Raw genomic sequence first — 26,974 nt, forward strand, 5'->3', positions numbered from 1 at the left:
ATTCGATGCTCCACGGTTTGGTTTCCGTGGTGAGCTTGAGTTTTTTCCGTCGGGCTGCTGCAGCATGGCTACGCGAGCCGAGCCTGACTCCAACACCGCCATCAAGCGCGACTGGCTCAGGACATCAGCCGCTTCGTCTTTCTTCTTCTCGGCCACCTGGGGAGGGCGACGCGACACCCAAAGCACCGGCCGCTCGCGGGCCTGCTGGACAACCGCACCTCGCGGGCCAGGAATAGGCTCGAATGCGGGTAGATCGGGCCTGCGCTCACGCGGCGGCGTCCAGGTCGCCTTCTGGGTCTGCCACCAATAGGTGCTCACAACCAAGGCCACTGCAGCAAGGAAGGGGCCCAGGAGCCAAGGCTTGGGGCCTGTCATCAATCGTTTCCCCTTCATGGCTGTTTGTTTTCCAAAGCCGCGGAAGCGATCGGTGCTTCGAGCTGGAGCGTGATACGGCCGTTCTGGCCCGATGCACCGGTGTTGGCACCATCGCGCATGATGCTGACTGCTCGTATCCACAGGACTGGAGTATGGGTTTGTAGGGTTCCCATGAAGTGCAGCAGCTTGACCCACTCGCCAGTGATAGTGGCCGTCAGGCGAACCCGCGCAAGCTTGCCGTCCGCTGCGGACTCAACGGCCACCTGGGAGGAAACAAGAGTGCTACCGGAAGACGAGATGAGTTCGCGCAACTGCTGCTGCATTTCGTTTTGCGCACTTTCACCACCAGGATGCACAAGGGGACTCACGCTTTGGCGCACGGTTTCCAGCAAGGCCTGGATGTCGGGCCCTGCGCTGACGATGCCGTCGAGCCGCTCACTGCGGGATTCGAGCAATTGCTGTGCTTTGTCGTAGCGTCCCCAGAGCGCGTGGTAGACGAGGGCAGCACATGCGAGCACAGCCAACCCGCACAACAGCACGGTGACGATGGCCCGGCGCGTCCAGATGTTCATGGCTTTGCCTCCTCGCCGCGCCAGCGCATCTCGAAAGCGAAGCGTTCCTTGTTCAGCGCGTTGTCGCGCACGTTGGCCGAGGTGGCCCGCACATCGGCAAACATGGCTTGGCGCCCCAGACGCGCGATAAGGTCAACGGCATTGGCGGTGTACCCGGTGATCCGGATGTCGCCACCGTTGATTTCGATACGGTCAAGCCAAGTGTCATCCGGGAGCACTTCCGAGAGCTGCTCAACCACGCTGGCGAGCGGAAGAGCCGTGCTCGCACCAGCGCGCAAATCCTGCGCCATGACTGTCTGGGCACGCAGTTCGTCGAGCTGCGCGCGCAAGGGGGCGGCCTGGGGCTCAACCGCACCGACATGCCGGACGGCCAGCACGACAGCCTGGCGCTTCAGGATCAGCGGCATGAGCGCGGGTATGGCGATCGCGGCCACGACGATTAGCACTCCCGCGAGCCCAAGGCCATCCATCCACCGCCGCCGCTTCTGCAGAGCCGTCCAGGCGGTGCTGCGCACCGGCAGCGCCCGCCCTTGGCGCGCCAGGAACACAGGGGCTGCAGCACTCAGGGTTTGCCTCTCCAGCGCCGCGTCCTGCACACTACGCCGGCAGACGCCCCATTCGACGAACCAGCCGCCTTTGGCCTCGGGGACAGCACGCCAGGCGACCACGATCTGATCGGGGGGAAGGGGCGAGACGCGCCACATCGCCTCCTGCACGGCCAAGCCCAGCGCCCGATGCGGCATATCCGCGAATTGAAGAGTGCCCCACAGGCATTCGGATTCCGGGATGAGCAGACCAGCCGCCTGGCGGCTGTCGCTCCTGGGGCGCAGCCAATCGCCTGCCAGCGCCCAGCGGCTCGCGTCCGCCGATACGAGAGGTTGTACCGTTGTAGGCCACCATCCGCGCTGGATGAGCAGTTGCCTGCAGTCGCCAAATCCCCAGCCGATCCGATCCAGGGCGGTGGAGATGCGATGCTGCAGCTCGCCTTTATCTGCCATGGGTTGAGTTCCTGTTCTCGGGGCTGTTCATGCGGCGCGTGGGTTCAAGCGAGAGGGTTGTCCAGGGCGTCAGCGTATCCGGCCTCTCGCTCAAGTCGATCCATGCCTCGCGCTGCCACCAACGTCCGCCTTCCGCCTGAATGGAGACTCGCATCCTGACCGTCCTCGCGCTAACGCCGCCAGGGGAAAAAGTTCTGCCGCAGGCCCGGACAGGAACTCGCTTGCGCGTGATTCAGGGGGGATGAAAGGATTTGCTCTCCGAACCCCTTTCGGCCCGAGAGCATATCGATCAGCGCCGGAGGCGCCGCATCGATGCGGATGCGTGACTGCCCATTGACTCCCAAGAAAGGCATGATTATCTCATACAGCTCAGGGGTCATTCCCAGCACCATCCGCAATTCCGACAGGTCGTCCAGCCCTCTATTGGGAGGGCCAGTCGGCCGGCCAGCCGCACGGTATTGGGGAGCTTCGGCGCCGCCTATCTCGCCTGGCTCGCTGTCCGGATCAATGTAGTCTCTGATGCGCGTAATCATGATCAAGGCTTCGCCAGGGGGAAGCCCTCCCGCCCGTTCAAACAAGGCCTGCAGCAGTTCATCACTCGCGACATTTACGTCGATCAGCCCCGAAGACGGGATGGTCTCAATCCGGACATTGTTGTTTCCAAGCTGCAGATGCTGGCGGCGGTAGAAACTTCCAGCGGCACGGTCGGCCATGAGATTTTGCACGCCCAACTGCAGCGCGGTATCTAGCGCCAACTCCATCCGCAGACGCTCCAGGTCAATGGATACTCTCTGCGTCTGCTGCCGTATGCTGTTCGCACTAACGAGCACCAGCAGGGAGAGCGCAGCCATCAACCAGAGCACCAGCACCAGCGCAGTGCCTCGGCCGTTTCTTCCGCCACGGCTCATCGCGCCCTCGACAATGCAAAGACCAGGGGAGGCCACGCGCCTTGCGCATCCGCCAGCTCGACCCGGACACGGGCGGGAAAACTCGGCTTGGATGCATCCCATTGCTGAACCCACTGGCCGGTCTTGCCATCCTGGTAGAACCATTGCAGTGTCCGGACGTCGGCCAGCAGCGTAGCGCGCTGGGACTGGCCCCAGTCCAAAGCCATCGCCATGCCATCGTAGGGCAGCACCTCGAGCGCCAGATCCACTCTTCCGTCCGGATGGCGCAGGGGCGTCGAACGGAATACATAGAGACCGCCATCGCTGCTCCGCTCGGGCAAGGGGGCAACCCACATGGCGCCGGCCGCATTGCCGATGAAGAAGTTCACCAGGGCTCCGTTGTCTTGCCTGACCAGCAAGCGCAACGTATCGAACTTGCGGCCCAGCCATTGGCCCACCACCATCATGCGCTCGGCGCGGTCGATGACCTGCTGGTTGCGGTCTTCGGTACGCCCGATGACACCAAAACCCGCAAACACGAGGCCCACCACCGCAGTCGTGACCATGAGGGCAATGAGCAGTTCGAGCAAAGTGAAGCCGCTTTGCCGTGCCTTGGACATGCGGTTCATTGCAGCACCCGGTAGGGTTTCCATGCGGTCCAAGCCAGGGCAGTACCGCCCTCCTGGGCAACTCTGACCGTCACCCTGCCGACTCGCAAGGGCGGCCCTTGGGGCCGACCGAAGTCTTCGCTCATGACCACTTGCTCGGGCTCCACGTTGGCGCTCCATTGCCACCCGCCCAATTGCCCTGCAGGCTGCTGAATCAGGTCTTCGGCGAACGTGGCCGAGGACAGAACGGATCGCACAACCAGTGCGGCCTCCACGCGCGACTGCACGTCCACCACGCTCTTGGAGCCCTGGCCCACGGTTCTATACAGCGCGGCAAACGCGATGGATGCAATGGCCATCGCAACCAGTGCTTCGAGCAAGCTGAAGCCGCTTGCGCGAGCCAGTGACCTGGCCCGCCGTGAACGCATCTCCATGCTCATGATGCAGCCGACTGCTCCACCGTTCCCAGCAGCCAGTTCACCTGGAATACGACCCCCTGCCCCCCTTCACGGGACACGGCGAACCGCCCGCCCCCGGCCCCACCGTCGGCGTTGAAGACGAAGACGGGCTGGCCACCCCTGCCTCCGCATTGCGCTGGGATTGCATAGGCTCCCAGCTAATTTGTACCGACGGCGGGATATCCAGCCTGGCTTTGCCGTCCGTGATCAACTGGCGCGCCTGCGGGTCGTATGCAACGACCACCGTGCGTCCCTCTTGCACGCACAGCGCCCGAGCACGACCGAACTGGGTCGCCACGTCTCGGACAGCCTGGTGGTAACGGGAGCGTTCCATGAAAGACTGGGCGCCCCCTCCCACCATCGTCGCCGCCAGGGCTGCCAGCGAGAGCACGACCAGCAGTTCCAGAAGCGTGAAACCGGCTTGCCTCGCCCTGGGCGCCAAACGACAATTCATAGGAGTGAAGGCAAAGCAGGCCGAACCAGAAGCCCCGCGTCAGTTGAATACGTCCGCATCCTCGCCATCGCCACCCGGCCGGCCATCGCCCCCCAGAGAGAAGATGTCGGGACCACCATGGCGGCCTTGCAGTTTGTATTGATAGGCGCCGCCCCAGGGGTCGGCAGGCAACCCCTTCTTGAGATAGGGGCCATTCCAGCCCGACGCGGTCGCGGGACGATCCACCAGTGCGCGCAGCCCTTCGGCATCGTTCGGATAACGGCCGACGTCAAGCTTGAACAGATCCACGCCTTGTTCGATTTCCGCGATCTGAACCCGGGCCGTCTTCGATTTCGCGCCGCCCAACTGGTCCAGCACCTTGGGGCCGACGAGGCCGGCCAGCAAGGTCAGGATCACCAGCACCACCAGCAGCTCGATTAGCGTGAAGCCTTTGGAGCCGCGTTTTTTCAGCGCATGGGAAATACCGGCATAAGCGACGTGCTTCTTCATATGCGAAATCCTTGGAAACATTTTTCAAATGGTGTCATTGATCGACAAAACGCCGCCCAATATCGCGACGATGATAAAGGCGACCATCATCCCCAGGAAAATGATGATCAGGGGTTCCAGCGTGGCCAGCACGCGGCCCATGGTGCGCCGGCCTTCGTCTTCATAACGATCCGCCAAGCCCAGCAAGGTTGCATCGAGTTGCCCGGTTTCTTCCGCTACGCGGATCAACTGGGGCGTGCTGGTCTTGGCGAAATACCGGGACACGAAGCCCGAGGAAAGCCTGCGGCCCGCCTTGACCACGCCGACCAGCGGCTCCATGTCGCTGCGCAGCACGGTGTTCGTCAGCGTATCGATGGAGATGCGTAGCGCATCAATCATGGGCACGCCGCGCTGCAACAACACTCCGAAGGTGCGAAAGTAGATGGCGAATTGCAAGTTCTGAAGCACCTTGCCCATGAGGGGCAGCCCCAGCAGCGCGCCATCAAGCCTCATGCGCCCCGACGGCGTTGCCGCCCAACGGGAGACAAGCCAGAGCACGGCAGCCAGCGCGGCCAGCAGCGCCATCCAGTGGAGCCGCAGGAAGTCGCTGATGTTGATGACCAGCTTGGTCGAGTAAGGCAGTGCGTCACCCATGGAATCGAAGATGTCCCGGAATTGCGGAACGACGAAAGCCAGCAGCAGCACGACGGACAACACCGCGACCACCAGGAGGATCATGGGGTACATCATGGACGAGATGATGTAGTTCCTGAGCTTATCCTCCGCCTCCAGCTGCGTCGTGAGTTCCTTAAGGATGACGTGCAGCGAGCCGGACGCCTCGCCCGCACGAATCAGGATCAGGTACTGGCGCCCCAGCTCCTTTTCGAACGGCAGCAGCGACTGGTAGAGCGACTTACCCGCGCGTACCCCCTCCTCCACCTTCGAGATGAAGGCCTTGAGCCGGTCCGTATTGGCTGTCTCCTTGAGCATGCCCAGCGCCTTGTCGAGCGGCATGTTCGCCTGCTTCAGATGGGACATCTCGCGGCTGAACAGCAGCACGTCCGCCCGCTTGAGCTTCACGCCCTGGCTGGAGGCGGCCTTCTGCTCCGCTGCGCCCTCGGCGAAGCGCACCGGGGTGATGCCCTGGCCGATCAGCCGCAGCCGGGCAGTCTCGGCGTTAGGCGCGCGCACGGTGCCCTGGCAAGGCCTGCCATCGGCGGTGGTTCCGGCGTAGTGGAATTCAGTCATTTTGACGGGCAACGCGCAGCACTTCCTCTGCCGTCGTCAAGCCTTGAAAGACCTTGGTGGCGCCGTCTTGCAGCAAGTTCCCGCCCACGTAGGCGCTGTCGACACCAGTCACGGCCGTTCCCTCTTCAAGCACCCGCCGCTTGACCTCTTCCGTGAGCAGGAGCAGTTCATGGACGGCCAGGCGCCCTCGGTAGCCCGTGTTGCGGCAGTGCGGACACCCGACCGGCCCGTAGAGCATCCTCCCCTCCTCCAGCGCCATCCCCAGGGATGCCGCGGCCGCCCGGGCCTGGTCCTGCGAGAGGGGCGTCTTGCACTCCTTGCACAGCTGGCGCACCAGCCGCTGCGCCAGCACGCCGACCACCGACGCGGTGATGAGATAGGGCTCCACCCCCATGTTGATCAGCCGGACGATGGCGCCCATCGCGCTGTTGGTGTGCAGGGTGGACATCACCAGGTGGCCCGTCAGCGCGGCCTGGACGGCGATCTCGGCCGTCTCGCCGTCGCGCATTTCGCCGATCATGATGACGTCCGGGTCTTGCCGCAGGAAAGAGCGCAGCACCTTGGCGAAAGTCAGCCCGATCTGGGGCTGGACCTGCACCTGGTTGAGCCACTCCAGCCGGTATTCCACCGGGTCCTCGACGGTCAGGATCTTGAGGTTCTGCCCCTCCATCTCCTGCATGGAGGCATACAGCGTGGTGGACTTGCCGGAGCCGGTGGGCCCCGTCACAAGCAGGATACCGTGCGGCACGCTGAGCAGTCTGCGCATGGCCTGCAGCGTGGGCGGCGTGAACTGCAGGCTTTCGAGCGAGAGCAGGTCGAAGTTCTTCTCCAGCAGGCGCATCACCACCGATTCACCGAACATGGTGGGCACGGTGGAGACGCGCGAATCCATCTCCTTGCCATGCACGCGGATCTTGGTGCGACCGTCCTGGGGCATGCGCCGCTCGGCGATGTCCAGCTGGGAGAGGATCTTGATGCGGGAGACGACGGCCGGCGCATCCTTGTTGTCGATTTCCTCGATGGGAAAGATTTCCCCATCGACGCGGATGCGCACGACGGACTTGTCCTCGTAGGTCTCGATGTGGATGTCGGATGCCTGCGCCGCCACGGCCTGCGAGAGGATGTGGTTCACGCGCTGGATGATGGGCGCCTCCGACGCCATATCGCGCAGGTGCTCGATGAATTCCGATGCCTCGGCCTGACCGCCCTCCGCTTCATCGGCCTGCGCGTCATCCTCCAGGAACCACTCGCCCAGCCGGGTGGCGATCTCCGACTCCAGCCCGAAATACAGATTGGGCACGCGCCCGAACACGAGGTGAAGCGCGCTGTGGAGGGCCGGGCTGCGCGGGTCCGCCGATACGAAGTCCGGAATGGACTCCTCGCTCTCGACATCGCCCAGCGGCAGCAGGTTGCTGGACAGGAGAAAGCTCGTGTTGAGCAGCGCGGTGTTGGGCCTGTCCTGCGGAAAGGCCCCCAGGCGCACCAGCGGCAGCCCGGCCTGCCGGGCCAGCGCGGCATAGACGTCCACCTCCGACACCAGCCCCAGGCTGATCAGCAGGCGCCCCATGCGCCCGCCCATCGAGCGCTGGACTTCCAGGGCCCGCTCAAGATCATTGCGGGAGAGCTTTTGCTCCGCCAGAAGCATCTCGCCGAGCCTGGGCGCGGCCGCGGCATCCTCCTGCACGGTTTCCGTTTCAACCAATTGATTCATCACGCACGCCTTTATCCAGCTTCGCCAACGTCCTACCCCATGCCTACCAGAACAGCAGACGGCTGCACCGGTCCAGCGCTGGCCCGGCGTAATACCGCCGATGCCCGCCAAGCCGCCGCCACAAGGGCCGGCCGCGCCAGGACAGGTAGTCCTCCACATATCCGCCATCCCGCCCCAGGCTGTCCAACCGCTCACGCAGTGCCAGGGCCTGTGCACGGGTTGCCTGCCCCAGTGCGCGCACCCGGCGCAGCACCCCGGTTGCATCCGCAGCCAGCCGGGCCAGCCGGTTGCGCAGCGTCCGCCCCTTGGCGCCCAGCTGGTTCGCGCCGTGCTGCCGGTACAGCACCAGCGGCTCATCCAGGAACGACCGGTGGCCACTGCCCGCGAGCAGCGCGCACCACCAGTCGTGCATGACCGCAGCGGCTGGCAGCGGCAAGGCCGCCTGCAGCAGCGCGCGGTTCACCATCATCGCGCATCCGGTCACCTGGTTGATGCTCAGCAGCATGTCGGCGGTGCAGTTGCCCGGGTCGAACCGCTGGTGCCGCACGAAAGAAGGGTGGATAACGTTCAGCGCTTCGTCCACGACCACCAAGTCCGAATGCACGACGCACGCGCCCTCGCCCGTCCGTGCTTCCAAGCGCTGCATTTCCGACAGAGTGGCTTCGATCTTGCGGGGCAGCCAGACGTCATCCTGGTCGCAGAACGCCGCCCAGCCGGCCTGGGCGTCTCGCAGGCTGGACTGCATCAGGTTCTCGAAGTTCCGCACGGTGCCGCGCCCCGGCGCGGCGTTGGGCACCAGCACCAGCCGCCCGCCAAACCGCGCCCTGTAGCTTTCGAGCAGGGCCAGCGTCCCGTCCGTGGAGCCGTCGTCGCTGACCAGCAGGCGAAAGTCCTGGTGCGTCTGGGCCAGGAGGGAGTCCAGCTGCGCGCCAAGGTGCCTGGCGCCGTTGTAGGTGGCCAGCAGCAGATCCACGCAAGTTGACGTCATGGGGCGATTTTCCTGCACGGCCAGACGTCAGGCATGCGCCGCGCGGGCGCCGCATTCGGAGCGGATCAGCGCCTCGTAGGCGTCCGTGATCCCTTCCCAGGTGTAGTTTTCCGCGATGCGCTGCCGTGCGCGGCGGCTGCGTTCGGGCCGCTGCCCGTCAGTGGATGCGGCCCATTGGTCCAGGCTTCGGGCAAGCTGCTCCGGGGTGTCGAAATAGGCGGCGGCATCGCGGGCCACTTCGCGGTTGTAGGGGTTGTCGTGTGCGAAAACCCAGTTGCCGCACGCGAGCGCTTCGAGCAGGGACGGGTTCGTCCCCCCACGGAGTGGCCGTGCAGGTAGCAGGCCGCATGCATGCGCAGGCTCTGGAGCTGGTCCGCGTCGTAGATCCCGCCGACGAAGCGCACCTTGTCACCCGCCATCGACAGCAGGCGCCGCTGATAGGCCGTGGCGCCGGTCACTCCGCCCACCACCACCAGCGGCCACGGCCCGCCATGCAGCAGACAGCCCTGGATGATCTCCTCGATGTGATTCTCCGGCTCGGGCCGCGCCACCACGAGCAGGTAGCGGTAGGGCTGCAGGCCCCAGCGGGACAGCATGGCCGGATCGGCCTCCTGCACGAGATCGGCGCCATAGGCGATGAAGCTGCAGGGCGCCCCCGGGGATAGAGGGACCGGAACCGGTCCGCGATGGCTTGCGCGTCGGCAATGGTCCGCGTGGCGGCGCGGCTGGCCACCCATTCCATGGCGCGCAGGTAGATGCGCGCCACGGCGCTCCATTTGCTGCGCGCCCATTCCAGCCCATCGACGTTGATCCACACCGGCACGCCGGACAGCCGGGGCCACCAACAGGCCCAGGCGGCGCCGTAGCCGAGCATGTAAACGAGGTCGTACCCCTTGCGCGCATCCCACAGGCAGGCGCAGTCGTAGGCCAGCACCGACGCAGCCCCCCAGCGGGGACGGCGCCGGTAGCGCACCCGCACGCCCAGATGGTCGCTGTCGGCACTGGGCGCCCCATCGGCCTCGGCATACACCGTGACGCGATGGCCCCGCGCCACCAGCCGGGTGGCCAGTTGCTCGGCGAAGGTCTCGAACCCTCCATAGCCCGCCGGAATGCCCCGCGTGCCCAGGATGGCGATCCGCAGCGCAGGCGGCTGCACCCCGGTGGAACACGCCTGGGTCAAAGATCCGCCTCGGCGAACGCACGCCCCGCTTGGTCCTTGGCGGACAGTTGAGGGGCCACCCCAGGGTCGGGCCAGACGATGGCGAGCTGCGGGTCGTCCCAGCGGATGCTGCGCTCGTGCGCGGGGCTGTAGTAGTCGGTGGTCTTGTAGAGGAAGTCGGCCGACTCCGAGAGCACCAGGAAGCCGTGCGCCAAGCCCGGCGGCACCCAGAGCTGGCGGTGATTGTCCTCGGTCAGCTCCACCCCCACCCATTGCCCGAAGGTCGGCGATTCCTTGCGAATATCCACCGCCACATCGAACACGGCTCCCCGTACCACACGCACAAGCTTGCCTTGCGCCTTGGGAGGCGTCTGGTAATGCAGACCACGCAACACACCCTTGCTGCTGCGGCTGTGGTTGTCCTGCACGAACCGATGGTTTGTGCCAGTGGCTTCGTTGAACGTCTGCTGGTTGAAACTCTCGTAGAAGAAGCCTCGGCTGTCACCAAAGACCTTCGGCTCGATAAGCACCACATCGGGAATGGCAAGTCGGATAGCACGCATATCGACTTAGTACACTTTCTCATTCAGCAGGCGCTGCAGATACTGGCCATAGCCGTTCTTGGTCAATGGCTGGGCCAGTTGTGCAAGATGGGCACTGTCGATCCAGCCATGGCGCCATGCAATTTCCTCAGGGCAGGCGATCTTCAGCCCTTGGCGATGCTCCAGCGTCGCAATGAACTGGCTCGCCTCCATCAGGCTGTCGTGGGTCCCCGTATCCAGCCAAGCATAGCCCCGCCCCATGATCTCGACGCTGAGCAGGCCCTGTTCCAGATAAAGCCGGTTCAGGTCCGTGATTTCGAGCTCGCCACGTGGCGATGGCTGGAGTTGCCGGGCCAGTTCCACCACTTGGCCATCGTAGAAATAGAGTCCCGTAACGGCATAGTTGCTCTTGGGTTTCGCGGGCTTTTCTTCCAGCGACAGCACCTTGCCGGATGCATCGAATTCAGCCACGCCATAGCGCTCGGGGTCGTGCACGTGATAGGCGAAAACACTCGCTCCTTGCGTGCGCGCCTGTGCGTGCGCAAGGAGTTCATGGAAGTCGTGACCGTAGAAGATGTTGTCACCCAGTACCAGAGCACTGGGACTGCCTGCCAAGAACGACTCGCCAATCAGGAATGCCTGAGCCAGGCCGTCCGGGCTGGGCTGCACGGCGTATTGCAGGTTCAGCCCCCACTGGCTGCCGTCGCCCAGCAGCTGCTCGAAGCGCGGCGTGTCCTGCGGCGTGCTGATGAGGAGGATGTCGCGGATGCCCGCGAGCATCAGGGTGCTGAGCGGGTAATAGACCATGGGCTTGTCGTAGACCGGCAGCAGCTGCTTGCTGATGGCCAGCGTTGCCGGGTGCAGGCGCGTGCCGGAGCCGCCGGCGAGGATGATGCCTTTGCGTGGAATGGTCATTCAGAGAATCTCGGTGAGCATGCGCGCCACGCCTTGCTGCCACGGGGGCAGCGTAAGCCCGAAGGTGGCCCGCAGCTTACTGGTGTCCAGCCGCGAGTTGTGGGGCCGCACGGCTGGCGTAGGGAAGGCGCTAGTAGGCACCGGCGCGATCTCGGTTGCTTTTATTTCGATAGCTGGCTGCGCTTTCCTGGCGTGGCTTACAACGTATTTTGCATAGGAATTCCAAGTGGTTTCCCCGCCTGCTACACAGTGGTACAAGCCACCGTCCTCGGGCTTGCGCGCCAAGTGCCGGATGGCATGGGCCGTCACGTCGGCCAGCACGTCGGCGCCTGTGGGCGCTCCCCACTGGTCGTCGATGACAGTGAGGCGCTCGCGCTCCTGCGCCAGCCGCAACATGGTCTTGGCGAAGTTGCCGCCGCGCGCGGCATACACCCAGCTCGTGCGCAGGATGAGGTGCCTGCAGCCGGATTGCTGGATCAATTGCTCGCCTTCGAGCTTGGTGCGCCCATAGACGGACAGGGGTGCGGGCGCGTCGGTTTCCACCCAGGGGCGGGTGCCGCTGCCGTCGAAGACATAGTCGGTGCTGTAGTGGACCAGCCACGCGCCCAGGCGTGCGGCTTCCTGGGCCACCACGCCGGGGGTGGTGGCGTTGAGCAGGCGGGCGCGATCGGGCTCGCTTTCGGCCTTGTCCACGGCGGTGTGGGCAGCGGCGTTGACGATCACGTCGGGGCGCAGGGCGCGCACGGTGTCGGCGATGCCCGCAGGATTGCTGAAATCGCCGCAGTGTTCCTGGCTGTCGAAATCCAGCGCCGTGACCTGGCCCAGCACGGACAGGCTGCGCTGCAGTTCCCAGCCGACCTGGCCGCCTTTGCCGAAGAGCAGGATGTTCATGCTGCCTCGTATTGCTGGGACACCCACTCGCGGTAGGCGCCCGTCTGCACCTGTTCGACCCATGCGGGGTTGTCCAGGTACCACTGAACGGTCTTGCGAATGCCGGTCTCGAAGGTTTCGGCAGGCTTCCAGCCGAGCTCGCGCTCGATCTTGCGCGCGTCGATGGCGTAGCGGCGGTCGTGGCCGGGGCGGTCGGTCACGTAGGTGATCTGCTGGGCGTAGCGCTGGCCGTCGGCGCGCGGACGCAGCTCGTCGAGCAGCGCGCAGATGGTCTGCACGATCTCGATGTTGGGCTTCTCGTTCCAGCCGCCGACGTTGTAGGTTTCGCCCACGCGCCCGGCCTGGAGCACGCGGCGGATGGCGCTGCAGTGGTCCTTGACGTAGAGCCAGTCGCGCACTTGCATGCCGTCGCCGTACACCGGCAGGCCCTTGCCGGCCAGGGCGTTGACGATCATCAGCGGGATGAGCTTCTCGGGGAAGTGCAGCGGGCCGTAGTTGTTGCTGCAGTTGGTGGTGAGCACCGGCAGGCCGTAGGTGTGGTGCCAGGCGCGCACCAGGTGGTCGCTGGCGGCCTTGCTGGCGCTGTAGGGGCTGTTGGGCTCGTAGCCGTGCGACTCGGTGAAGGCGGGCGCGGCGGGCGCCAGGGTGCCGTACACCTCGTCGGTGGAAACGTGCAGGAACCGGAACGCTTCCTTTTCCGTAGCACCCAGCGCTTGCCAGTAGTGCCTTGCGGCTTCCAGGAGCCTGAAGGTGCCGACCACGTTGGTCTGGATGAATTCACCCGGGCCGTGGATGGACCGGTCCACGTGCGATTCGGCGGCGAAGTTGACGATGGCACGCGGGTGGTGCTCGGCCAGCAGGCGCTCGACCAGGGCCGTATCGCCGATGTCGCCTTGCACGAACACGTGGCGTGCATCGCCCCGCAGGCTGTCCAGGTTGTGCACATTGCCCGCATAGGTCAGCTTGTCGAGGTTGACCACGGGCTCGGCATGGTGCGCCAGCCAGTCGAGCACGAAGTTGGCGCCGATGAAGCCTGCGCCGCCTGTTACCAGAATCATGGGTTTGCTAGAAAAACGTCTGCCGCCGGGGCAAAACGCGGATTATCCCATCGGCCCGCCGTGCCTTGTAACAGCGTCCGATTAGTGGCTGCAACCTACACGGGACCGCCCGCCTTGCCCGGACAATGCGCGCTCCACCACGCACAAGGATTGCCCATGCCCCGCTCCCGCCACGACGACGCCCCGCCCCCCGCTGGCGAGCTGCCGCGCATGGCGCGCGATTCGGCCCAGCAGATTTGGCTGGCCGGGCTGGGCGCCTTCGCCAAGGCGCAGGAGGAAGGAGGCAAGGTCTTCAAGGCGCTGGTGCAGGAAGGCGTGGCCTTGCAGCGCAACACCCAGAACGCCACCGAGGCCCAGTGGAGCGAAGCGGCGCAACGCGTGGGCAGCCTGGCCTCGGGCCTGGGGGCGCGAGCGGCCGGTCAGTGGGACCGGCTGGAGGGCATCTTCGAGGAGCGTGTCTCCAAGGCGCTGCAGCGCCTGGGCGTGCCCACGGCCGGCGAGCTGCAGGCGCTGCGCGAACGTGTCGACGCGCTGGAGCAGGCTCTGGCGCGCGAGCGTGCGGCCGCCCCGCGCGCGGCGCCCCGGCGCCGCAGCAACACCGCGGGCGGCAACGACTGAAAACCCGGGTACGCAAGCCCGCACGGCGCGGGTAGAGTCAGCCCCATCACGACGATGGGAGGAGACAGCCCATGGCGCGAAAAGCACCCCGCCGCACCGCCGAACGCATCCTGGAGGCAAGCCTCGGGCTGTTCAACCGCTTCGGCGAACCGAATGTCTCCACCACGGCCATCGCGGCCGAACTGGGCATCAGTCCCGGCAATCTCTACTACCACTACCCTGCCAAGGACGGGCTGGTCAACGCGCTGTTCGCGCGCTACCAGGAGGAGCTGGGCGCCCTGCTGCCCGCCAGCGGCGACGTGGCGGGCGTGGAGGACGCCTGGTTCTTCATGCACACGCTGTTCGAGCTGATCTGGCAGTACCGCTTCCTCTACCGTGACGTGAACCACCTGGTCACCCACAACCGCGTGCTGGAGGCGCAGTTCCCCGCCGCGCTGCAGGCCAAGACCGAAGCCATGCGCCAGCTGCTGCTCGGCATGGGCCGCAGCGGTACGCTCAGCATCGGGAACGAAGACGAACTGCAGACCACCGCCACCAGCATGGTGGTGGTGCTGACCTACTGGCTGAGCTTCGAATACGTGCGCGACCCGCGCCGCGCCCTGGAGCCCGAAAGCGCCCAGGCGGCGCTGCTGCGGGGCGCGCACCATGCGCTGGGGCTGCTCATGCCCTACCTGGAGCCCGAGCAGCATGCGCACCTGGCACACCTGGCCGGCGCCTACAGGGCCGGGGTCTGAACGAAACGCCGCGCGGCGATCTCCAGCAGGCCGTCGAAGATCAGGTTCTCGACCAACTCGAAGGGACGCACCATGCTGGGCGCCATCTTCCAGCCTGCGCCACCCGCCATGATGCACACGGGCTCCTGCCCGCAGTGCGCGAGGAGGTGCTGGTACATGCGCTCCACCGCGCCGGCGATGGCATAGGTGCCGCCGCTGGTGAGCGCGTCGCTGGTGTTCGAGGGGAAGGGCCGCACCTCGCCCGTGGGCACGTGCAGGCCGGCGGTGCCGGTCTCCAGCGCGCGCAGCATGATGCCGTGGCCCGGCAGAATCAGGCCGCCGAGGAAGCGCCCGGACGCATCCAGCGCCTCCACGGTGACGGCTGTGCCCACCATCACCACGATGAGCGGCCGCGCCGGGCCGCGCGCCAGCATGCGGTGGCGCGCGCCGATCATGGCCACCCAGCGGTCGGCGCCCAGGCGCGTGGGGTGGTCGTAGCCGTTGACCACGCCCGCCTCCTCGCTGGAGGGCACGACCCAGCGCGCCGGCACGTCCCACAGCTCCATCTGCTCGGCCACCCGGCGTTTGATCGCATCGCCTGCCACCACGCAGCCCAGCATGTGGGTGGGAGCGGGCAGCTCGGCCCACGGGCCTTCCGACAGGCGTTCGATGTGTTCCAGAAATTCAACCCCATGCGCGCGCATGGCGGCGCCGGGCTGTGCCGCATCGAACAACGCCCACTTCAGGCGGGTGTTGCCCACGTCGATGGCCAGGAAAGTCATGGCGCGGATTATCCCGAGTTTTGCCGGAAGGCCCCGGCGCCCGCCCAATGCGACGAATTGTCAACCATGGTATGGCCCGTGCTTGTCCGACATGCCGCGCACTCCCGCAGCCGCTACAGTCGGCGCTGCATCGTTTCTTGCAACCTCAAAAAGGAGTGTGAACCATGGGTCTGTTCAGTTTCATCAAGGAAGCCGGCGAAAAACTGTTCGGCGGCAAGGAAGCCCAGGCCGCGGCCGCCGCCGCGCCCACGCAGGCCGAGCTCAACGCCAAGGCGGGCCAGGCCATCGAGACCTACATCGCCACGCAGAACCTCGGCGTGAGCAACGTCAAGGTGGCCTTCGAGGGCCCCGACGGCAAGGTGACGGTGACGGGCACCGCCCCCACCCAGGCCGTCAAGGAGAAGGTGACCCTGTGCTGCGGCAACGTGGCCAGCGTGACCAGCGTGGACAACCAGATGGCTGTCACCAACCCCGAGCCCGAGGCGCAGTACCACGACGTGGTGCGCGGCGACACGCTCTCGGCCATCGCCAAGAAGTTCTACGGCGACGCCAACAAGTACCCGGTGATCTTCGAGGCCAACAAGCCCATGCTGACCCACCCGGACAAGATCTACCCCGGCCAGAAGCTGCGCATCCCGCCGCTGGCCAAGTAATCAGGTTTCAAGCCAAAACGACTGCCAGCGCTTGATGGTCAAGCGCTGGCAGCTATTTTTTTGGGAGCATCAGGTCTGCCGCCACGGCAGGCCGTGGAAGCGCCAGCCGCCGCGCCGGTTGCGCTGGCCGTTCTCGTCGGCGTCGCCCTCGAAGCCGCCGAGGATGTTGTAGGCCTCCAGCCCCAGCGCCGCCGCGCGGCGCGCCGCCGCCACCGAGCGCACGCCGCTGCGGCACAGCAGCACGGCCTTGGTGCCGGGCGGCACGGCGGCGCGGACCTGCGCGTCGAAGTCGGGGCTCAGCGCCATGCCCGGCCACTGCTTCCAAGCCACGGCGACGGCGCCGGGCACGAAGCCCACCCAGTCGCGCTCGGCATCGGTGCGCACGTCCACCAGCACGGCCTCGCCGGCCTGCACCCATTGCCAGGCCAGTTGCGGGCTCACGTCGCCCGCGTAGCCATCGTTCGTCATAGCGGTCTCCTGTTCAATCCCATGGAGGGGCAGGCTGCTCGCGCAGGTGCGCGCGCAGCACGGCATAGTCTGGCACCACCGTGCCCACCGTGTCCCAGAAGCGCGGGCTGTGGTCCATCACCCGCAGGTGCGACAGCTCGTGTGCGACCACGTAGTCGATGATGGCCGGGCGGTAGTGCATCAGGCGCCAGTTCAGGCAGATGGAGCCGTCGGCGCGCGCGCTGCCCCAGCGCGTCTGGGCGCTGGACAGGCGCAGCCGCGTCCAGCGCACGTCCAGCAGCGGCGCGAAGTGCTGCAGCCGCTCGGTGAAGCGCTGGCGCGCCTCGCGCATCAGCCAGGCCTGCACCGCGTCGCGCACCTGCGCGGGCGCGGCGCCGTGCGGCAGGGCGACGTGCAGTTCGCGCACGCCCGGCGCCGGCGCCACGAGCGCGCCGCCGCGCCCGGCGAAACGGTGCGCGGGGTCGAGCACCACGTGCAAGGGCTCGCCCAGGTAGGGCAGCACCGCCCCGTCGCCCCACTGGATGCGCGCGCTCTCCAGGCGCTGCTGGCGCGCCTGCTGCTCGCCCAGCTTGCGCACGATCCACGCGGCCTTGTCGCGCAGCGCGGCATCCACCCCCGCCAGCGTGACCCAGGCGGGGGCGCGCACGGACAGCCCCTCGGGGCCGACGGTGAAGCCGATGCTGCGCCGCCGCGCGCGCGCGAGCCGGTAGGCCACGCATGCCTCGCCCAGCAGTACCTCGCGGTTGGCTTCGGGATGGCGGAAGACGGCGGGCGCGAGCAGGTCGGCCAGCGGCTCGGCGGGCGCGGGTTTTGCTCCCTTTAAAGGAGCTGCCTGCGCTTGATGGACGGGCGCTGGAGGCCGATTCGGCTCTATCTCCTGGCTGCCGTTCCAGAAGTCCAGCGCCAGCTGCACCAGCCGCTGCATGGCGTCAGTCCCGGTACGCCTCGGGGTCGAGGCGGCGCATTTCGGCTTCGATCCAGGCCTCGACCTCATCCATCAGTTCGTCCGGCTTGCGGCCTTCGCTGGGAATGGGCCGGCCGATGGAGACGTCCACCACGCCCGGGCGCTTGATGAAGGCCTTGCGCGGCCAGACCTTTGCCGAGGTGACGGCGATGGGCACCACGGGCACGCCAGCCTCGATGGCTAGGCGCGTGCCGCCGCTCTTGTACTGGCCCTTCTCGCCGCGCGCGATGCGCGTGCCCTCGGGGAACATGATCACCCAGGTGCCCTTGGCCAGCAGCCGGCGCCCCTGCTGCAGCACCTTGACGAAGGCGCGCGCGCGCTGGCCGCGGTCGATGTGGATCATGTCCAGGCTGCCGATGGACCATCCGAAGAAGGGCACGGAGAGCAGCTCTTTCTTGAACACGTAGGCCAGGGGGTGGGGCATGATGGCCGGCATGAGGAAGGTCTCGTAGGTGGACTGGTGCTTGACCAGCAGCACCGCGCCTTGCGTCTCCCCTTGCGGCAAATGCTCCATGCCCGCGATGCGCGTGCGGATGCCCAGCAGCACGCGGGCCGCGTCGATGCACAGCGCAAGCCAGGCGCGCGCCACCCGGTAGCGCGCGGCCGGGCCGCCGCCCAGCAGCCGCACCAACAGGATGGCGCAGGTGTAGGGGATCACGGTGACGATCATCACCAGCAGGTGGAGGACGGAACGGATCAAGGCCATGGGGGAACAGATTTAAGTGTTTTTGTGCTCCAGCGCTTACCAGGCAAGCGCAGGCAGCTATCGATCAAGGAGCATTCGGCGGAGGCGGCCCCTGCGGTGCGATGCAGTCCACCAGATCCCCCAGGCTCGCATGCGCCCGGGTGCCCGGCGGCCAGCCGGGCGGCAGGCCCTGGTGGGCATCGAGGTGGGCCGAGCGTCCCGTGCACACCATGTGCAGTTGCGCGCCCAGGTCGGCCGCTGCCTGCAGATGCGCCAGACAGCTACCGACGACCAGGATCTGCGGCCCCTCCACGCCATAGCGCTCCTGGATCTGCCGCATCAGCCCCGGAGCGGGCTTGCGACAGGCGCAGGCCTCGCCCTCGGCATGCGGACAGTAGAACACCGCGTCGATGCGCCCGCCCAGGCTGGCGAGCAGGCGGTGCATCTTGGCATGGATGGCCACCAGGGCCTGGGTGTCGAACAGCCCGCGGCCCAGGCCCGGCTGGTTGGTGGCCACCACGACGTGCCAGCCGGCCTGGTTCAGGCGCGCCACAGCCTCCAGCGCGCCGGGCAGCGGCTCCCAGTCCTGCGGCGAGGCGATGAAGCCGTCGCCCAGGGCATTGAGCGTGCCGTCGCGGTCGAGGATGGCGAGTTTCATGGCGCGATTATCGGCTCCAGCCCGGTGACGTAGCGGCCCGTGGCGCGCCCCGTGGCCCAGTGCACGCGCAGGCGCTGGCCCGCGCGCCATTGCGCGGCAGCGGGGTCCTCCGCCAGCACCTGCTGCACCGCGTCCTCGCCCTGCAGCCGCAGCACCAGCACCAGCAGCGTGCCACCCACCGATCGCAGCGAGGGCGGCTGCGCGCGGCTGCCCAGCACCTCGGCCAGCACGGGCGGCTGCGGCTGCAATGCGCGCAGGTTCACGTGGCGGCCGATCTGCGCCGCGCAGGCGGCCAGGCACGCCAGCACCCAGGCCGCGCCCAGCACCCGGCGCCCCGGCCGCGCGCCGAAGCGCCGCCATGCCGCCCAGCCCAGGCCGAGCAGCACCAGGGCCGCGGCCAGTCCCCAACCGAGGGGACGCAGCCAGCCCAGCGGGTCTTGCGTGCCGACGAAGGGCAGCAGCGGCCAGGCCGCGATGGGCGCGGCGCGGTCCTCCAGCCAGGCCAGCACCCAGCGCACGCCGACCACGGCGGCCAGCGGTGCGAACAGCAGCCAGGCGGTGCGCCGCTGGGCCGTGGCGGGTCCGCTCATGCTCCGCAGGTCAGACCGCGAGGCGGGACAGGTCGGCGACGCGGTTCATCGCCACGTGCAGGGTCTTGAGCAGGCCCTGGCGGTTCAGGCGCAGGGGCAGGTCCTCGGCGTTGACCATCACGTCGTCGAAGAACGCATCCACCGGCGCGCGCAGCACGGCCAGGGTCTGCAGGCTGGCGGTGTAGTCGCCGCGCTCGAACTGGGCGTTGGCCTCGGGCACGAAGCGCTGCAGCGCGGCGTACAGGTCCTTCTCGGCCTGCTCGCGCAGCAGTTCCTCGTTCACGTGGGCGTCCACCTCGCCGGCCTTCTTGAGGATGTTGGTCACGCGCTTGTTGGCCGCCGCCAGGGCGGGCGCCTGCTCCAGCGTGGCGAAGGCGCGCACGGCTTCGAGCTGGCGCGGCACCAGCGACAGGCGCTGCGGGCGCAGGGCGATGACGGCGTCCACCTCCTGGGCGCTGTAGCCCTGCTCGCGCAGGCTGCCGGCGAGGCGGTCGTAGAAGAAGTCGGCGAGCTGGGCCGTGGCGTCCTCGATCTTGTCGCCGAAGGCGGGCACGGCGCTGTGCAGCAGCGGCTGCAGGTCCAGCGGCAGGTCCTTCTCGATGAGCATGCGGATCACGCCCAGCGCATGGCGGCGCAGCGCGAACGGGTCGCGGTCGCCCGTGGGCAGGTTGCCGATGCCGAACATGCCCACCAGGGTTTCGAGCTTGTCGGCCAGGGCGACGATGGTGCCCACGTTCTCGCGCGGCAGCGCATCGCCCGCGAAGCGGGGCTTGTAGTGGTCCTCGATGGCGTGGGCCACTTCGTCGGGCAGGCCGTCGTTGACGGCGTAGTAGCCGCCCATGACGCCCTGCAGCTCGGGGAACTCGCCCACCATGTCGGTCACGAGGTCGGTCTTGGCGAGCAGCGCGGCGTTGTCCACGCAGGTCATGAGGTAGTCGAGCACCACCTCGGCGTCCTGCGTGCCCTGCAGGTCGTGGCGCGCGACCAGCCCGGCGTAGAGCGGCTCGGCGATGGCCTTGGCGATCTGCCGCACGCGCTGCACGCGCTCGCCCTGGGTGCCGAGCTTGTTGTGGTAGACCACCTTGTCCAGCAGCTCGACGCGGCTGGCCAGCGTCTTCTTGCGGTCCTGGTCGAAGAAGAACTTGGCGTCGGCCAGGCGCGGGCGCACCACGCGCTCGTTGCCCTGGACGACCGCGCTCGCGTCCTGCGGAGCAATGTTGCTCACCACGAGGAATTGGTGCGTGAGCTTGCCCTGCGCGTCCAGCAGCGGGAAGTACTTCTGGTTGGCCTTCATCGTGAGGATCAGGCATTCCTGCGGCACGGCGAGGAATTCGCGCTCGAACTCGCAGACGAGCACGTTGGGGCGCTCGACCAGCGCCGTCACCTCGTCGAGCAGGGCCGCGTCCTCGATGGGGCGCACGCCGCCGCCGACCTTTTCAGCGGCAGCCTGGAGCTGGCGCGCGATCTCGGCGCGGCGCTCGGCGAAGCCGGCGATCACGGCGCCCTCCTCGCGCATCTGGGCGGCGTAGCTGTCGGCGCTGCGGATCACCACGGGGTCCACGGCAGCCTCGAAGCGGTGGCCGTGCGTGGCGTTGCCCGCCGTCAGGCCCAGGGCCTGCACCGACAGCAGCACCTCGCTGCCGTGCAGCGCCACCAGGCCATGCGCCGGGCGCACGAAGTTCACGCTGGTCCAGCCGTCCTGCAGTTGGTAGCGCATCACCTTGGGGATCGGCAGCCTGGCCAGGGCCTCGTGCAGTGCTGCCTGCAGGCCGTCGGCGAGCAGCGCGCCCTTGGCGGTGCTCTCGAAGAACAGCACCTCGGCCTTGCCGTCGTCCACACGCTTGAGGGCAGGCACGGCGGAAGCGTCCGCGCCCAGCGCCGCGAGCTTCTTGAGCAGCGCGGGCGTGGGCTGGCCGCCGGCATCCAGCCCCACGGCCACGGGCATCAGCTTTTGCGACACGGCCTTGTCGGCCGCCTGCGGCGCCACCTCGGTGATGTGCGCGGCCAGGCGGCGCGGCGAGGCGTAGGCCGTCAGTTGCGCGCTGGCGCCCGCCAGGCCCTGGGCCTGGAGCTGCTCCAGCAGCACGGCGCCGAAGGCGTCGCCCAGCTTCTGGAGCGCCTTCGGAGGCAGTTCTTCGACAAACAGTTCGACGAGGAGATTCGGGTGGGTCATGGTGTCAGGCGGCCTTCTTTTTGTTGCTGCTGTCGGCCTTGGCAAGTTCGGCCAGCACCTCCTCGGCATGCGCGCGCGGCGCCATGGGGAAGCCCAGGCGGGCGCGGCTGTCCAGGTAGGCCTTGGCCACGGCGCGCGCCAGGTTGCGGATGCGGCCGATGTAGGCGGCGCGCTCGGTCACGCTGATCGCGCCGCGCGCATCCAGCAGGTTGAAGGTGTGCGCGGCCTTGAGCACCTGCTCGTAGCCGGGCAGCGCCAGCTGCTCGGCCATCAGGTGCTGGGCCTGCTTCTCGTGCGCGTTGAAGGCGGTGAAAAGGAAGTCGGCGTCGGAATGCTCGAAGTTGTAGGTGGACTGCTCCACCTCGTTCTGGTGGTACACGTCGCCGTAGGTCAGGCCATCCGTCCACGTGAGGTTGTAGACGTTGTCCACGCCCTGCAGGTACATCGCCAGGCGCTCCAGGCCGTAGGTGATCTCGCCCGTGGCGGGCTTGCAGTCGATGCCGCCGACCTGCTGGAAGTAGGTGAACTGCGTCACCTCCATGCCGTTGAGCCAGACCTCCCAGCCCAGGCCCCAGGCGCCGAGCGTGGGGTTCTCCCAGTCGTCTTCGACGAAGCGGATGTCGTTCTTCTTCAGGTCGAACCCCAGCGCTTCGAGCGAGCCCAGGTACAGCTCCAGGATGTTGTCCGGCGCGGGCTTCAGGACCACCTGGTACTGGTAGTAGTGCTGCAGGCGGTTGGGGTTGTCGCCGTAGCGGCCGTCCTTGGGGCGGCGGCTGGGCTGCACGTAGGCGGCCTTCCAGGGCTCGGGGCCGAGCGCGCGCAGGAACGTGGCGGTGTGCGACGTGCCTGCGCCCACTTCCATGTCATAGGGTTGCAAAAGCGCGCAGCCCTGGTTGGCCCAGTAGGTCTGCAGTTGGAGGATGATTTGTTGGAAAGTGAGCATGACGGCTGGAGAAAAGGCACGCGCGCGGCGAACCGGTAATTTTAGGCTGGCAAGCGAAAACGGGGGCCAAGGCCCCCGTTCGACGCGATCGCTTGGCTCAAGCGCCTTGCCAGCGCCGCAGCACCAGGCTGGCGTTGGTACCGCCGAAGCCGAAGCTGTTGGACAGCACGGTGTTCAATTGCGCGTCGCGTGTTTGCGTGACCAGCGGCATGTCGCCCAGCAGCGGGTCGGGCGTTTCCACGTTCACCGAGCCGGCGATGAAGCCTTGCTGCAGCATGATGAGGCAGTAGATCGCCTCCTGCACGCCCGTGGCGCCCAGCGAGTGGCCGGTGAGCGACTTGGTGCTGGAAAACGGCGGCACGGCGTCGCCGAACAGCGCCTTCATCGCGCGCACTTCCTGCATGTCGCCCACGGGGGTGGAGGTGCCGTGGGTGTTGATGTAGTCCACGCCGCCCTCGATGCCTTCGAGGGCCTGCTGCATGCAGGCGATGGCGCCGTCGCCGGAGGGGGCGACCATGTCCTCGCCGTCGCTCGTGGCGCCGAAGCCCACGACCTCGGCCAGGATGGTGGCGCCGCGCGCTTGCGCATGCTCCAGGCTTTCCAGCACCACGGCACCGCCGCCGCCGGCGATGACGAAGCCGTCGCGGTTGGCGTCATAGGCACGCGAGGCCTTCTCGGGCGTGTCGTTGTACTTGCTGGACATGGCGCCCATGCCGTCGAACAGCAGCGACATGCCCCACGACAGCTCCTCGCCGCCGCCCGCGAACATCACGTCCTGCATGCCCCACGCGATCTGCTGCGCGGCCGCGCCGATGCAGTGGGCCGAGGTGGAGCAGGCCGAGGTGATGGAGTAGTTGATGCCCTTGACCTTGAAGTTGGTCGCCAGGCACGCCGAGACGGTGCTGCTCATGCAGCGCGTGACCTGGTACGGCCCCACGCGGCGGATGCCCTTCTCGCGCAGGGTGTCGGCCGCCTCGATCTGGTTGGCGGGCGAGCCGCCGCCCGAGCCCATGATGAGGCCGGTGCGCGGGTGGCTGACCTGTTCCGGCGTCAGGCCGGCCTGGGCGATGGCGTCTTCGAGCGCGATCTGCGCGTAGGCCGCCGCGTCGCCCATGAAGCGCAGCTGCTTGCGGTCGATGCGCGCCTCCAGGTCGATCTGCGGCACGCCGGCCACCTGGCTGCGCAGGCCCAGCTCCGTGAACTTCGGCACGGCCTGGATGCCGCTCCTGCCCTCGCGCAGCGAGGCTTCCACCGTCGCCAGATCGTTGCCGATGCACGAGACGATGCCCGCGCCCGTGATCACCACCCGCTTCCTGGTCATGCCTTCGTCTCTCCTTCGCGCAGGAACAGGCCCACGCGCAGGTCGTTGGCCACGTAGATTTCCTTGCCGTCGGCGAGCAGGCGCGCGTCGCCGATGGCCATGTTGAGCTTGCGCTTGATGACGCGCTTGATGTCGATCTCGTAGCGCACCAGCTTCACGTCGGGACCCACCTCGCCGGTGAACTTGACCTCGCCCGCGCCCAAGGCGCGGCCCCGGCCGGGCAGGCGCAGCCAGGTGAGGTAGAAGCCGATGAGCTGCCACATGGCGTCCAGGCCCAGGCAGCCGGGCATGACCGGGTCGCCCTGGAAGTGGCAGGCGAAGAACCACAGGTCGGGCCGCACGTCCAGCTCGGCCTCGATCCTCCCGAGCCCATGCGCGCCGCCGTCGCTGTCGATGTGGGTGATGCGGTCGAACATCAGCATGGGCGGCAGGGGCAGGCGCCCGCTGTCGGGAGTGAACAACCGGCCTTCGCCCGAGGCGATCAGTTGGTCGTACGAGAAGGATTCAGCCATTGTGGAATTGATTTCTGAGAGGGTTTGCGCAGGAAAGCGCCCATTATCCAGTGTCGCGGCGCACCGACCGCGCTGCGGGGCCAAGGGAAAGCCCTTTGCTCGTTGACCGCCATCAAACCCTGCGGCGGCGCAGCCGCGCCCCGCTGCCACGGCCAGCCCCAGCGCCCACAGGGGCGCCAGCCCCCAGCGCGCCACCCACCACGCATAGGGCGTGACCGGGCCGCCCCGCCCCTGTACCTCTGCGTGCAGCACGCCGCGCGTGTGCGCCGCCAGGCGGTGCGTGACCTGGCCGCGGTGGTCGATGACGGCGGTGGCGCCGGTGTTGGTGGCGCGCACCATGGGGCGCTCGAACTCCAGCGCGCGCATGCGGCTGATGGCCAGATGCTGGTCGACGGCCACGCTGTCGCCGAACCAGCCGATGTTGCTCAGGTTCACCAGCAGCGTGGGCGCGCCGGCCGCATCGGCGAAGCCTGCGCCGATCTCCTCGCCGAACAGATCTTCGTAACAAATATTCGGCGCGATGCGCTGGCCCTGCCAGGCCAGCGGGGGCTGGCCCAGGGCGCCGCGGTGGAAGTCGCCCAGCGGGATGTTCATCATCCGCGTGAACCAGCGGAAGAACGGCGGGATGAATTCGCCGAACGGCACCAGGTGGTGCTTGTCGTACTGGTAGGGCTGCGGCTGCCCCGGCGCAAAGCCGAGCACGGAATTGGTATAGCCCCGCTCCATGTCGCCCAGCGGGATGCCCAGCAGCAGCGCCTGCCCGCCCGCGGCATAGCGCTGGGTGATGCCGGGCAGGTAGCCGGGGTCGAGCTGCTGGGGCAGCAGGGGAATGGCGGTTTCCGGCGCCACGACCAGCGCGGCGTCGGCCGTGCGCAGCTGCTCGGCGTACCAGTGCAGCGCCAGCGGCACGCCGCTGCCGGGCTGGAACTTCTCGTCCTGCGGGATGTTGCCCTGCAGCAACGCCAGGGACAGGGGCTGCGTCTCGCCCCCTCCAGCGCGCCGTGCCGCTGCACGGCCAGCCCCGCCCAGGCCAGCGCGAGCACCGCCACCACCGCCCACGCGCGCGGGCGGCGCACGTCCGCCGGGCGCAGCGCCGCCAGCGCCATGGCGAGGGCCGCCGCCACGCAGCCCACGCCGTACACGCCCACGGTGCGCGCCAGCACGGCCAGCGGGCCGTCCACGTGGGCGTAGCCGCCCGCGCCCCAGGGGAAGCCCGTCCACAGCACGCCGCGCGCCAGCTCCGCCAGCAGCCACAGCGCTGCGAAAACCATAGCTGCTTGCGCTTTCCCAGCAAGCCTCAGAGCCTGAAAACAAGCGCAGGCCAGCGCGTAGTAGCTGCCCAGGAAAGCCGCCAGCCCCAGCACGGCCAGCACGGCCAGCGGCGCGGCCAGGCCGCCATAGGTGTGCATGGAGATGAACAGCCACCAGAAGGTGCCAGCGAGCCAGGCGGTGGCGAACAGCCAGCCCAGCAGCCCGGCGCGCCGCGCGCCGCCCGCGACGCCCAGCAGCACGCGGGCGAACAACGCCAGCGACAGGATCTGCAGCCACCACAGCGGCTGGCCGCTGCCGGGCAAGGCCAGCGAGGCGGCCTGCGCCAGCCCCGCCAGCAGGGCCAGCAGCCATGGCAGGGCGGCGCGCATCAGTCCTCGGCGGCGGCGTCCGCGGCCGGCGCGGGCGACACCTTGAACCAGCGCACCGCGCCGCCCTTGGTGTGCAGCGCCACGAACTGCAGGCCGCCGAGCACCACGATCTCGCCCTTGCGCGGCACGCGGCCGAGCTCGTGCGCGATCAGGCCGCCGATGGTGTCGAAAGTCTCGCCGGGGTCGCTGCCGTGCAGGGGCGTGTCGAACGCCTCGGCCACGCGCTCGATGGGCGTGTCGCCGCTCACGCGGTAGGTGCGGTCAGCCAGGCCGAAGATGTCGCCTTCGTCCTCGGGGATGTCGAACTCGTCCTCGATCTCGCCCACGATCTGCTCGATCACGTCCTCGAAGGTGACCAGCCCGGCGATGCGGCCGAACTCGTCGATGACGATGGCCATGTGGCTGCGCGTGCTGCGGAACTCGCGGCCCAGGTCGTTGAGGCCCTTGCTCTCGGGCACGAACAGCGCGGGGCGCACCAGCGTGCGCACGTTCAGCCCCGGCGCGCGCTGCAGCTTGAGCAGGTCCTTGGCGAGCAAGATGCCGACGATGTTGTCGCGCTCGCCCTGGTAGACGGGGAAGCGCGAGTGCGCGGTCTGGATGACCTGGTGCATCAGCGCATCCAGCGGCGCGTCGATGTCCAGCAAGTCCATGCGGTGCGTGGGCACCAGCACGTCGGCGGCCGTCATCTCGGCCATGCGCAGCACGCGCTCCAGCATCACGCGCGCATCGGCGTTGATGACTTCGTTGTCTTCGGCCTCGGCCAGGGTGGCGATCAGCTCGTCGGTCGAATCGGGGCCGGGGTGGATGAATTCGACGAGGCGCTGCAGGAACGTGCGCTTGTCCTCCTTGTCGGAGGCGCGCGCAGGGTGCGGGTCGGACACGGTCGCGGAGTGCAGGACGTGCGGTGGTGGAACAGGCCCCT

The 26,974-nt window shown here is 67.7% G+C and carries 30 protein-coding genes and 1 pseudogene; 3 read left to right on the top strand and 28 right to left on the bottom strand.

The annotated features are described in order from the left end of the window. Window positions 1-389: 389 nt before the first annotated feature. From gspM to rfbB, 16 genes are all read right to left on the bottom strand, one after another. Entirely contained in the window at window positions 390-947 is a 558-nt protein-coding gene (gene gspM, locus AAG689_RS18365; RefSeq protein WP_406623202.1) for a type II secretion system protein GspM, read from the bottom strand. Beyond that, on the bottom strand, window positions 944-1,945 hold the full coding sequence (locus tag AAG689_RS18370; protein ID WP_406623203.1) for a PilN domain-containing protein: 1,002 nt from the start codon (window positions 1,943-1,945) through the stop codon (window positions 944-946). The genes gspM and AAG689_RS18370 overlap by 4 nt, the downstream gene beginning before the upstream one ends. A 170-nt stretch (window positions 1,946-2,115) precedes the next feature. Next, a complete protein-coding gene (locus tag AAG689_RS18375; protein WP_406623204.1) occupies window positions 2,116-2,814 on the bottom strand; it encodes a general secretion pathway protein GspK in 699 nt (232 codons plus the stop codon). A gap of 35 nt (window positions 2,815-2,849) precedes the next feature. Beyond that, window positions 2,850-3,461, bottom strand: coding sequence for a prepilin-type N-terminal cleavage/methylation domain-containing protein (locus AAG689_RS18380; protein ID WP_406623205.1), 612 nt, complete (start codon window positions 3,459-3,461; stop codon window positions 2,850-2,852). Next, a complete protein-coding gene (locus AAG689_RS18385; RefSeq protein ID WP_406623206.1) occupies window positions 3,458-3,880 on the bottom strand; it encodes a prepilin-type N-terminal cleavage/methylation domain-containing protein in 423 nt (140 codons plus the stop codon). The genes AAG689_RS18380 and AAG689_RS18385 overlap by 4 nt, the downstream gene beginning before the upstream one ends. A 37-nt stretch (window positions 3,881-3,917) precedes the next feature. Further along, a complete protein-coding gene (locus AAG689_RS18390; protein ID WP_406623207.1) occupies window positions 3,918-4,352 on the bottom strand; it encodes a prepilin-type N-terminal cleavage/methylation domain-containing protein in 435 nt (144 codons plus the stop codon). A gap of 39 nt (window positions 4,353-4,391) precedes the next feature. Next, the gene (gspG, locus tag AAG689_RS18395) at window positions 4,392-4,841 is read right to left on the bottom strand and encodes a type II secretion system major pseudopilin GspG (RefSeq protein WP_406623208.1); all 450 of its coding nucleotides are present in this window, start codon (window positions 4,839-4,841) and stop codon (window positions 4,392-4,394) included. Window positions 4,842-4,865: 24 nt separating this feature from the next. Further along, window positions 4,866-6,068, bottom strand: coding sequence for a type II secretion system F family protein (locus tag AAG689_RS18400; protein WP_406623209.1), 1,203 nt, complete (start codon window positions 6,066-6,068; stop codon window positions 4,866-4,868). Then, window positions 6,061-7,779: a GspE/PulE family protein gene (locus tag AAG689_RS18405; RefSeq protein WP_406623210.1), complete on the bottom strand. Its 1,719-nt coding sequence runs from the start codon at window positions 7,777-7,779 to the stop codon at window positions 6,061-6,063. The genes AAG689_RS18400 and AAG689_RS18405 overlap by 8 nt, the downstream gene beginning before the upstream one ends. 43 nt (window positions 7,780-7,822) lie before the next feature. Then, window positions 7,823-8,752 carry a glycosyltransferase family 2 protein gene (locus AAG689_RS18410; RefSeq protein ID WP_406623211.1) on the bottom strand — a complete coding sequence of 310 codons (930 nt, stop codon included), beginning with the start codon at window positions 8,750-8,752 and terminating at the stop codon, window positions 7,823-7,825. Between the two features lie 42 nt (window positions 8,753-8,794). Beyond that, window positions 8,795-9,109, bottom strand: a complete 315-nt coding sequence (locus AAG689_RS18415; RefSeq protein ID WP_406626372.1) for a glycosyltransferase — start codon at window positions 9,107-9,109, stop codon at window positions 8,795-8,797. Between the two features lie 112 nt (window positions 9,110-9,221). Next, on the bottom strand, window positions 9,222-9,947 hold the full coding sequence (locus AAG689_RS18420) for a DUF1972 domain-containing protein (protein ID WP_406623212.1): 726 nt from the start codon (window positions 9,945-9,947) through the stop codon (window positions 9,222-9,224). Then, window positions 9,944-10,489, bottom strand: a complete 546-nt coding sequence (gene rfbC / locus AAG689_RS18425) for a dTDP-4-dehydrorhamnose 3,5-epimerase (RefSeq protein WP_406623213.1) — start codon at window positions 10,487-10,489, stop codon at window positions 9,944-9,946. Before rfbC ends, AAG689_RS18420 begins: the two co-directional genes overlap by 4 nt. 6 nt (window positions 10,490-10,495) lie before the next feature. After that, complete coding sequence (gene rfbA / locus AAG689_RS18430) at window positions 10,496-11,383, bottom strand: glucose-1-phosphate thymidylyltransferase RfbA (protein ID WP_406623214.1); 888 nt, start codon at window positions 11,381-11,383, stop codon at window positions 10,496-10,498. Next, window positions 11,384-12,274: a dTDP-4-dehydrorhamnose reductase gene (gene rfbD, locus AAG689_RS18435; RefSeq protein WP_406623215.1), complete on the bottom strand. Its 891-nt coding sequence runs from the start codon at window positions 12,272-12,274 to the stop codon at window positions 11,384-11,386. After that, window positions 12,271-13,332, bottom strand: a complete 1,062-nt coding sequence (rfbB, locus tag AAG689_RS18440) for a dTDP-glucose 4,6-dehydratase (protein WP_406623216.1) — start codon at window positions 13,330-13,332, stop codon at window positions 12,271-12,273. Before rfbB ends, rfbD begins: the two co-directional genes overlap by 4 nt. A gap of 156 nt (window positions 13,333-13,488) precedes the next feature. On the opposite strand from rfbB, the gene AAG689_RS18445 reads away from it, so the two are divergent. Next, window positions 13,489-13,950: a phasin family protein gene (locus AAG689_RS18445; RefSeq protein WP_406623217.1), complete on the top strand. Its 462-nt coding sequence runs from the start codon at window positions 13,489-13,491 to the stop codon at window positions 13,948-13,950. 71 nt (window positions 13,951-14,021) lie between these two features. Next, a complete protein-coding gene (locus AAG689_RS18450; RefSeq protein WP_406623218.1) occupies window positions 14,022-14,684 on the top strand; it encodes a TetR/AcrR family transcriptional regulator in 663 nt (220 codons plus the stop codon). Here the strand turns inward: AAG689_RS18450 and AAG689_RS18455 are convergent. Further along, the gene (locus AAG689_RS18455; RefSeq protein WP_020226477.1) at window positions 14,666-15,445 is read right to left on the bottom strand and encodes a type III pantothenate kinase; all 780 of its coding nucleotides are present in this window, start codon (window positions 15,443-15,445) and stop codon (window positions 14,666-14,668) included. The genes AAG689_RS18450 and AAG689_RS18455 overlap by 19 nt on opposite strands. Window positions 15,446-15,609: 164 nt before the next feature. On the opposite strand from AAG689_RS18455, the gene lysM reads away from it, so the two are divergent. Then, a complete protein-coding gene (lysM, locus tag AAG689_RS18460) occupies window positions 15,610-16,098 on the top strand; it encodes a peptidoglycan-binding protein LysM (RefSeq protein ID WP_020226476.1) in 489 nt (162 codons plus the stop codon). A 69-nt stretch (window positions 16,099-16,167) separates the two neighbouring features. On the opposite strand, the gene AAG689_RS18465 is transcribed toward lysM, so the two are convergent. The 11 genes and pseudogenes from AAG689_RS18465 to AAG689_RS18515 all read right to left on the bottom strand — a co-directional run bounded on the left by AAG689_RS18465 (window position 16,168) and on the right by AAG689_RS18515 (window position 26,933). Beyond that, window positions 16,168-16,566 carry a rhodanese-like domain-containing protein gene (locus tag AAG689_RS18465; protein ID WP_406623219.1) on the bottom strand — a complete coding sequence of 133 codons (399 nt, stop codon included), beginning with the start codon at window positions 16,564-16,566 and terminating at the stop codon, window positions 16,168-16,170. A 13-nt stretch (window positions 16,567-16,579) separates the two neighbouring features. Then, the gene (locus tag AAG689_RS18470; protein WP_406623220.1) at window positions 16,580-17,491 is read right to left on the bottom strand and encodes a M48 family metallopeptidase; all 912 of its coding nucleotides are present in this window, start codon (window positions 17,489-17,491) and stop codon (window positions 16,580-16,582) included. A 4-nt stretch (window positions 17,492-17,495) separates the two neighbouring features. Then, on the bottom strand, window positions 17,496-18,236 hold the full coding sequence (locus tag AAG689_RS18475) for a lysophospholipid acyltransferase family protein (RefSeq protein ID WP_406623221.1): 741 nt from the start codon (window positions 18,234-18,236) through the stop codon (window positions 17,496-17,498). A 64-nt stretch (window positions 18,237-18,300) separates the two neighbouring features. Next, complete coding sequence (gene gmhB, locus AAG689_RS18480; RefSeq protein WP_406623222.1) at window positions 18,301-18,873, bottom strand: D-glycero-beta-D-manno-heptose 1,7-bisphosphate 7-phosphatase; 573 nt, start codon at window positions 18,871-18,873, stop codon at window positions 18,301-18,303. Next, window positions 18,870-19,463 (bottom strand): hypothetical protein, encoded by a 594-nt coding sequence (locus tag AAG689_RS18485; RefSeq protein WP_406623223.1) that lies wholly within the window; start codon window positions 19,461-19,463, stop codon window positions 18,870-18,872. Before AAG689_RS18485 ends, gmhB begins: the two co-directional genes overlap by 4 nt. A 10-nt stretch (window positions 19,464-19,473) precedes the next feature. Then, window positions 19,474-21,636, bottom strand: a complete 2,163-nt coding sequence (gene glyS / locus AAG689_RS18490; protein WP_406623224.1) for a glycine--tRNA ligase subunit beta — start codon at window positions 21,634-21,636, stop codon at window positions 19,474-19,476. Window positions 21,637-21,640: 4 nt separating this feature from the next. After that, window positions 21,641-22,579 carry a glycine--tRNA ligase subunit alpha gene (gene glyQ, locus AAG689_RS18495; protein ID WP_406623225.1) on the bottom strand — a complete coding sequence of 313 codons (939 nt, stop codon included), beginning with the start codon at window positions 22,577-22,579 and terminating at the stop codon, window positions 21,641-21,643. 97 nt (window positions 22,580-22,676) lie between these two features. Next, complete coding sequence (gene fabB / locus AAG689_RS18500; protein WP_406623226.1) at window positions 22,677-23,900, bottom strand: beta-ketoacyl-ACP synthase I; 1,224 nt, start codon at window positions 23,898-23,900, stop codon at window positions 22,677-22,679. Continuing rightward, window positions 23,897-24,412, bottom strand: coding sequence for a bifunctional 3-hydroxydecanoyl-ACP dehydratase/trans-2-decenoyl-ACP isomerase (fabA, locus tag AAG689_RS18505; RefSeq protein WP_406626373.1), 516 nt, complete (start codon window positions 24,410-24,412; stop codon window positions 23,897-23,899). Before fabA ends, fabB begins: the two co-directional genes overlap by 4 nt. A 141-nt stretch (window positions 24,413-24,553) precedes the next feature. Further along, a pseudogene (gene lnt / locus AAG689_RS18510) lies at window positions 24,554-26,052 on the bottom strand (apolipoprotein N-acyltransferase); the annotation flags it as partial. Then, window positions 26,052-26,933, bottom strand: a complete 882-nt coding sequence (locus AAG689_RS18515) for an HlyC/CorC family transporter (protein WP_406623227.1) — start codon at window positions 26,931-26,933, stop codon at window positions 26,052-26,054. The gene AAG689_RS18515 and the pseudogene lnt, both read right to left, overlap by 1 nt. Window positions 26,934-26,974 lie beyond the last annotated feature (41 nt).

Source organism: Acidovorax sp. SDU_ACID1, assembly GCF_045291395.1.
GTDB lineage: Bacteria > Pseudomonadota > Gammaproteobacteria > Burkholderiales > Burkholderiaceae_C > MR-S7.

Bases quoted from the DNA above. Each gene is read 5' to 3' on its own strand.
- rfbA (WP_406623214.1), bottom strand. From the start codon at position 11,383: ATGACCATTCCACGCAAAGGCATCATCCTCGCCGGCGGCTCCGGCACG.
- AAG689_RS18400 (WP_406623209.1), bottom strand. From the start codon at position 6,068: ATGACTGAATTCCACTACGCCGGAACCACCGCCGATGGCAGGCCTTGC.
- glyS (WP_406623224.1), bottom strand. From the start codon at position 21,636: ATGACCCACCCGAATCTCCTCGTCGAACTGTTTGTCGAAGAACTGCCT.
- AAG689_RS18380 (WP_406623205.1), bottom strand. From the start codon at position 3,461: ATGAACCGCATGTCCAAGGCACGGCAAAGCGGCTTCACTTTGCTCGAA.
- AAG689_RS18390 (WP_406623207.1), bottom strand. From the start codon at position 4,352: ATGAATTGTCGTTTGGCGCCCAGGGCGAGGCAAGCCGGTTTCACGCTT.
- AAG689_RS18385 (WP_406623206.1), bottom strand. From the start codon at position 3,880: ATGAGCATGGAGATGCGTTCACGGCGGGCCAGGTCACTGGCTCGCGCA.
- AAG689_RS18455 (WP_020226477.1), bottom strand. From the start codon at position 15,445: ATGACTTTCCTGGCCATCGACGTGGGCAACACCCGCCTGAAGTGGGCG.
- glyQ (WP_406623225.1), bottom strand. From the start codon at position 22,579: ATGCTCACTTTCCAACAAATCATCCTCCAACTGCAGACCTACTGGGCC.
- AAG689_RS18445 (WP_406623217.1), top strand. From the start codon at position 13,489: ATGCCCCGCTCCCGCCACGACGACGCCCCGCCCCCCGCTGGCGAGCTG.
- gspG (WP_406623208.1), bottom strand. From the start codon at position 4,841: ATGAAGAAGCACGTCGCTTATGCCGGTATTTCCCATGCGCTGAAAAAA.
- rfbC (WP_406623213.1), bottom strand. From the start codon at position 10,489: ATGCGTGCTATCCGACTTGCCATTCCCGATGTGGTGCTTATCGAGCCG.
- AAG689_RS18370 (WP_406623203.1), bottom strand. From the start codon at position 1,945: ATGGCAGATAAAGGCGAGCTGCAGCATCGCATCTCCACCGCCCTGGAT.
- gmhB (WP_406623222.1), bottom strand. From the start codon at position 18,873: ATGAAACTCGCCATCCTCGACCGCGACGGCACGCTCAATGCCCTGGGC.
- rfbD (WP_406623215.1), bottom strand. From the start codon at position 12,274: ATGAACATCCTGCTCTTCGGCAAAGGCGGCCAGGTCGGCTGGGAACTG.
- AAG689_RS18475 (WP_406623221.1), bottom strand. From the start codon at position 18,236: ATGGCCTTGATCCGTTCCGTCCTCCACCTGCTGGTGATGATCGTCACC.
- lysM (WP_020226476.1), top strand. From the start codon at position 15,610: ATGGGTCTGTTCAGTTTCATCAAGGAAGCCGGCGAAAAACTGTTCGGC.
- AAG689_RS18450 (WP_406623218.1), top strand. From the start codon at position 14,022: ATGGCGCGAAAAGCACCCCGCCGCACCGCCGAACGCATCCTGGAGGCA.
- rfbB (WP_406623216.1), bottom strand. From the start codon at position 13,332: ATGATTCTGGTAACAGGCGGCGCAGGCTTCATCGGCGCCAACTTCGTG.
- fabB (WP_406623226.1), bottom strand. From the start codon at position 23,900: ATGACCAGGAAGCGGGTGGTGATCACGGGCGCGGGCATCGTCTCGTGC.
- AAG689_RS18405 (WP_406623210.1), bottom strand. From the start codon at position 7,779: ATGAATCAATTGGTTGAAACGGAAACCGTGCAGGAGGATGCCGCGGCC.
- AAG689_RS18465 (WP_406623219.1), bottom strand. From the start codon at position 16,566: ATGACGAACGATGGCTACGCGGGCGACGTGAGCCCGCAACTGGCCTGG.
- AAG689_RS18485 (WP_406623223.1), bottom strand. From the start codon at position 19,463: ATGAGCGGACCCGCCACGGCCCAGCGGCGCACCGCCTGGCTGCTGTTC.
- gspM (WP_406623202.1), bottom strand. From the start codon at position 947: ATGAACATCTGGACGCGCCGGGCCATCGTCACCGTGCTGTTGTGCGGG.
- fabA (WP_406626373.1), bottom strand. From the start codon at position 24,412: ATGGCTGAATCCTTCTCGTACGACCAACTGATCGCCTCGGGCGAAGGC.
- AAG689_RS18470 (WP_406623220.1), bottom strand. From the start codon at position 17,491: ATGCAGCGGCTGGTGCAGCTGGCGCTGGACTTCTGGAACGGCAGCCAG.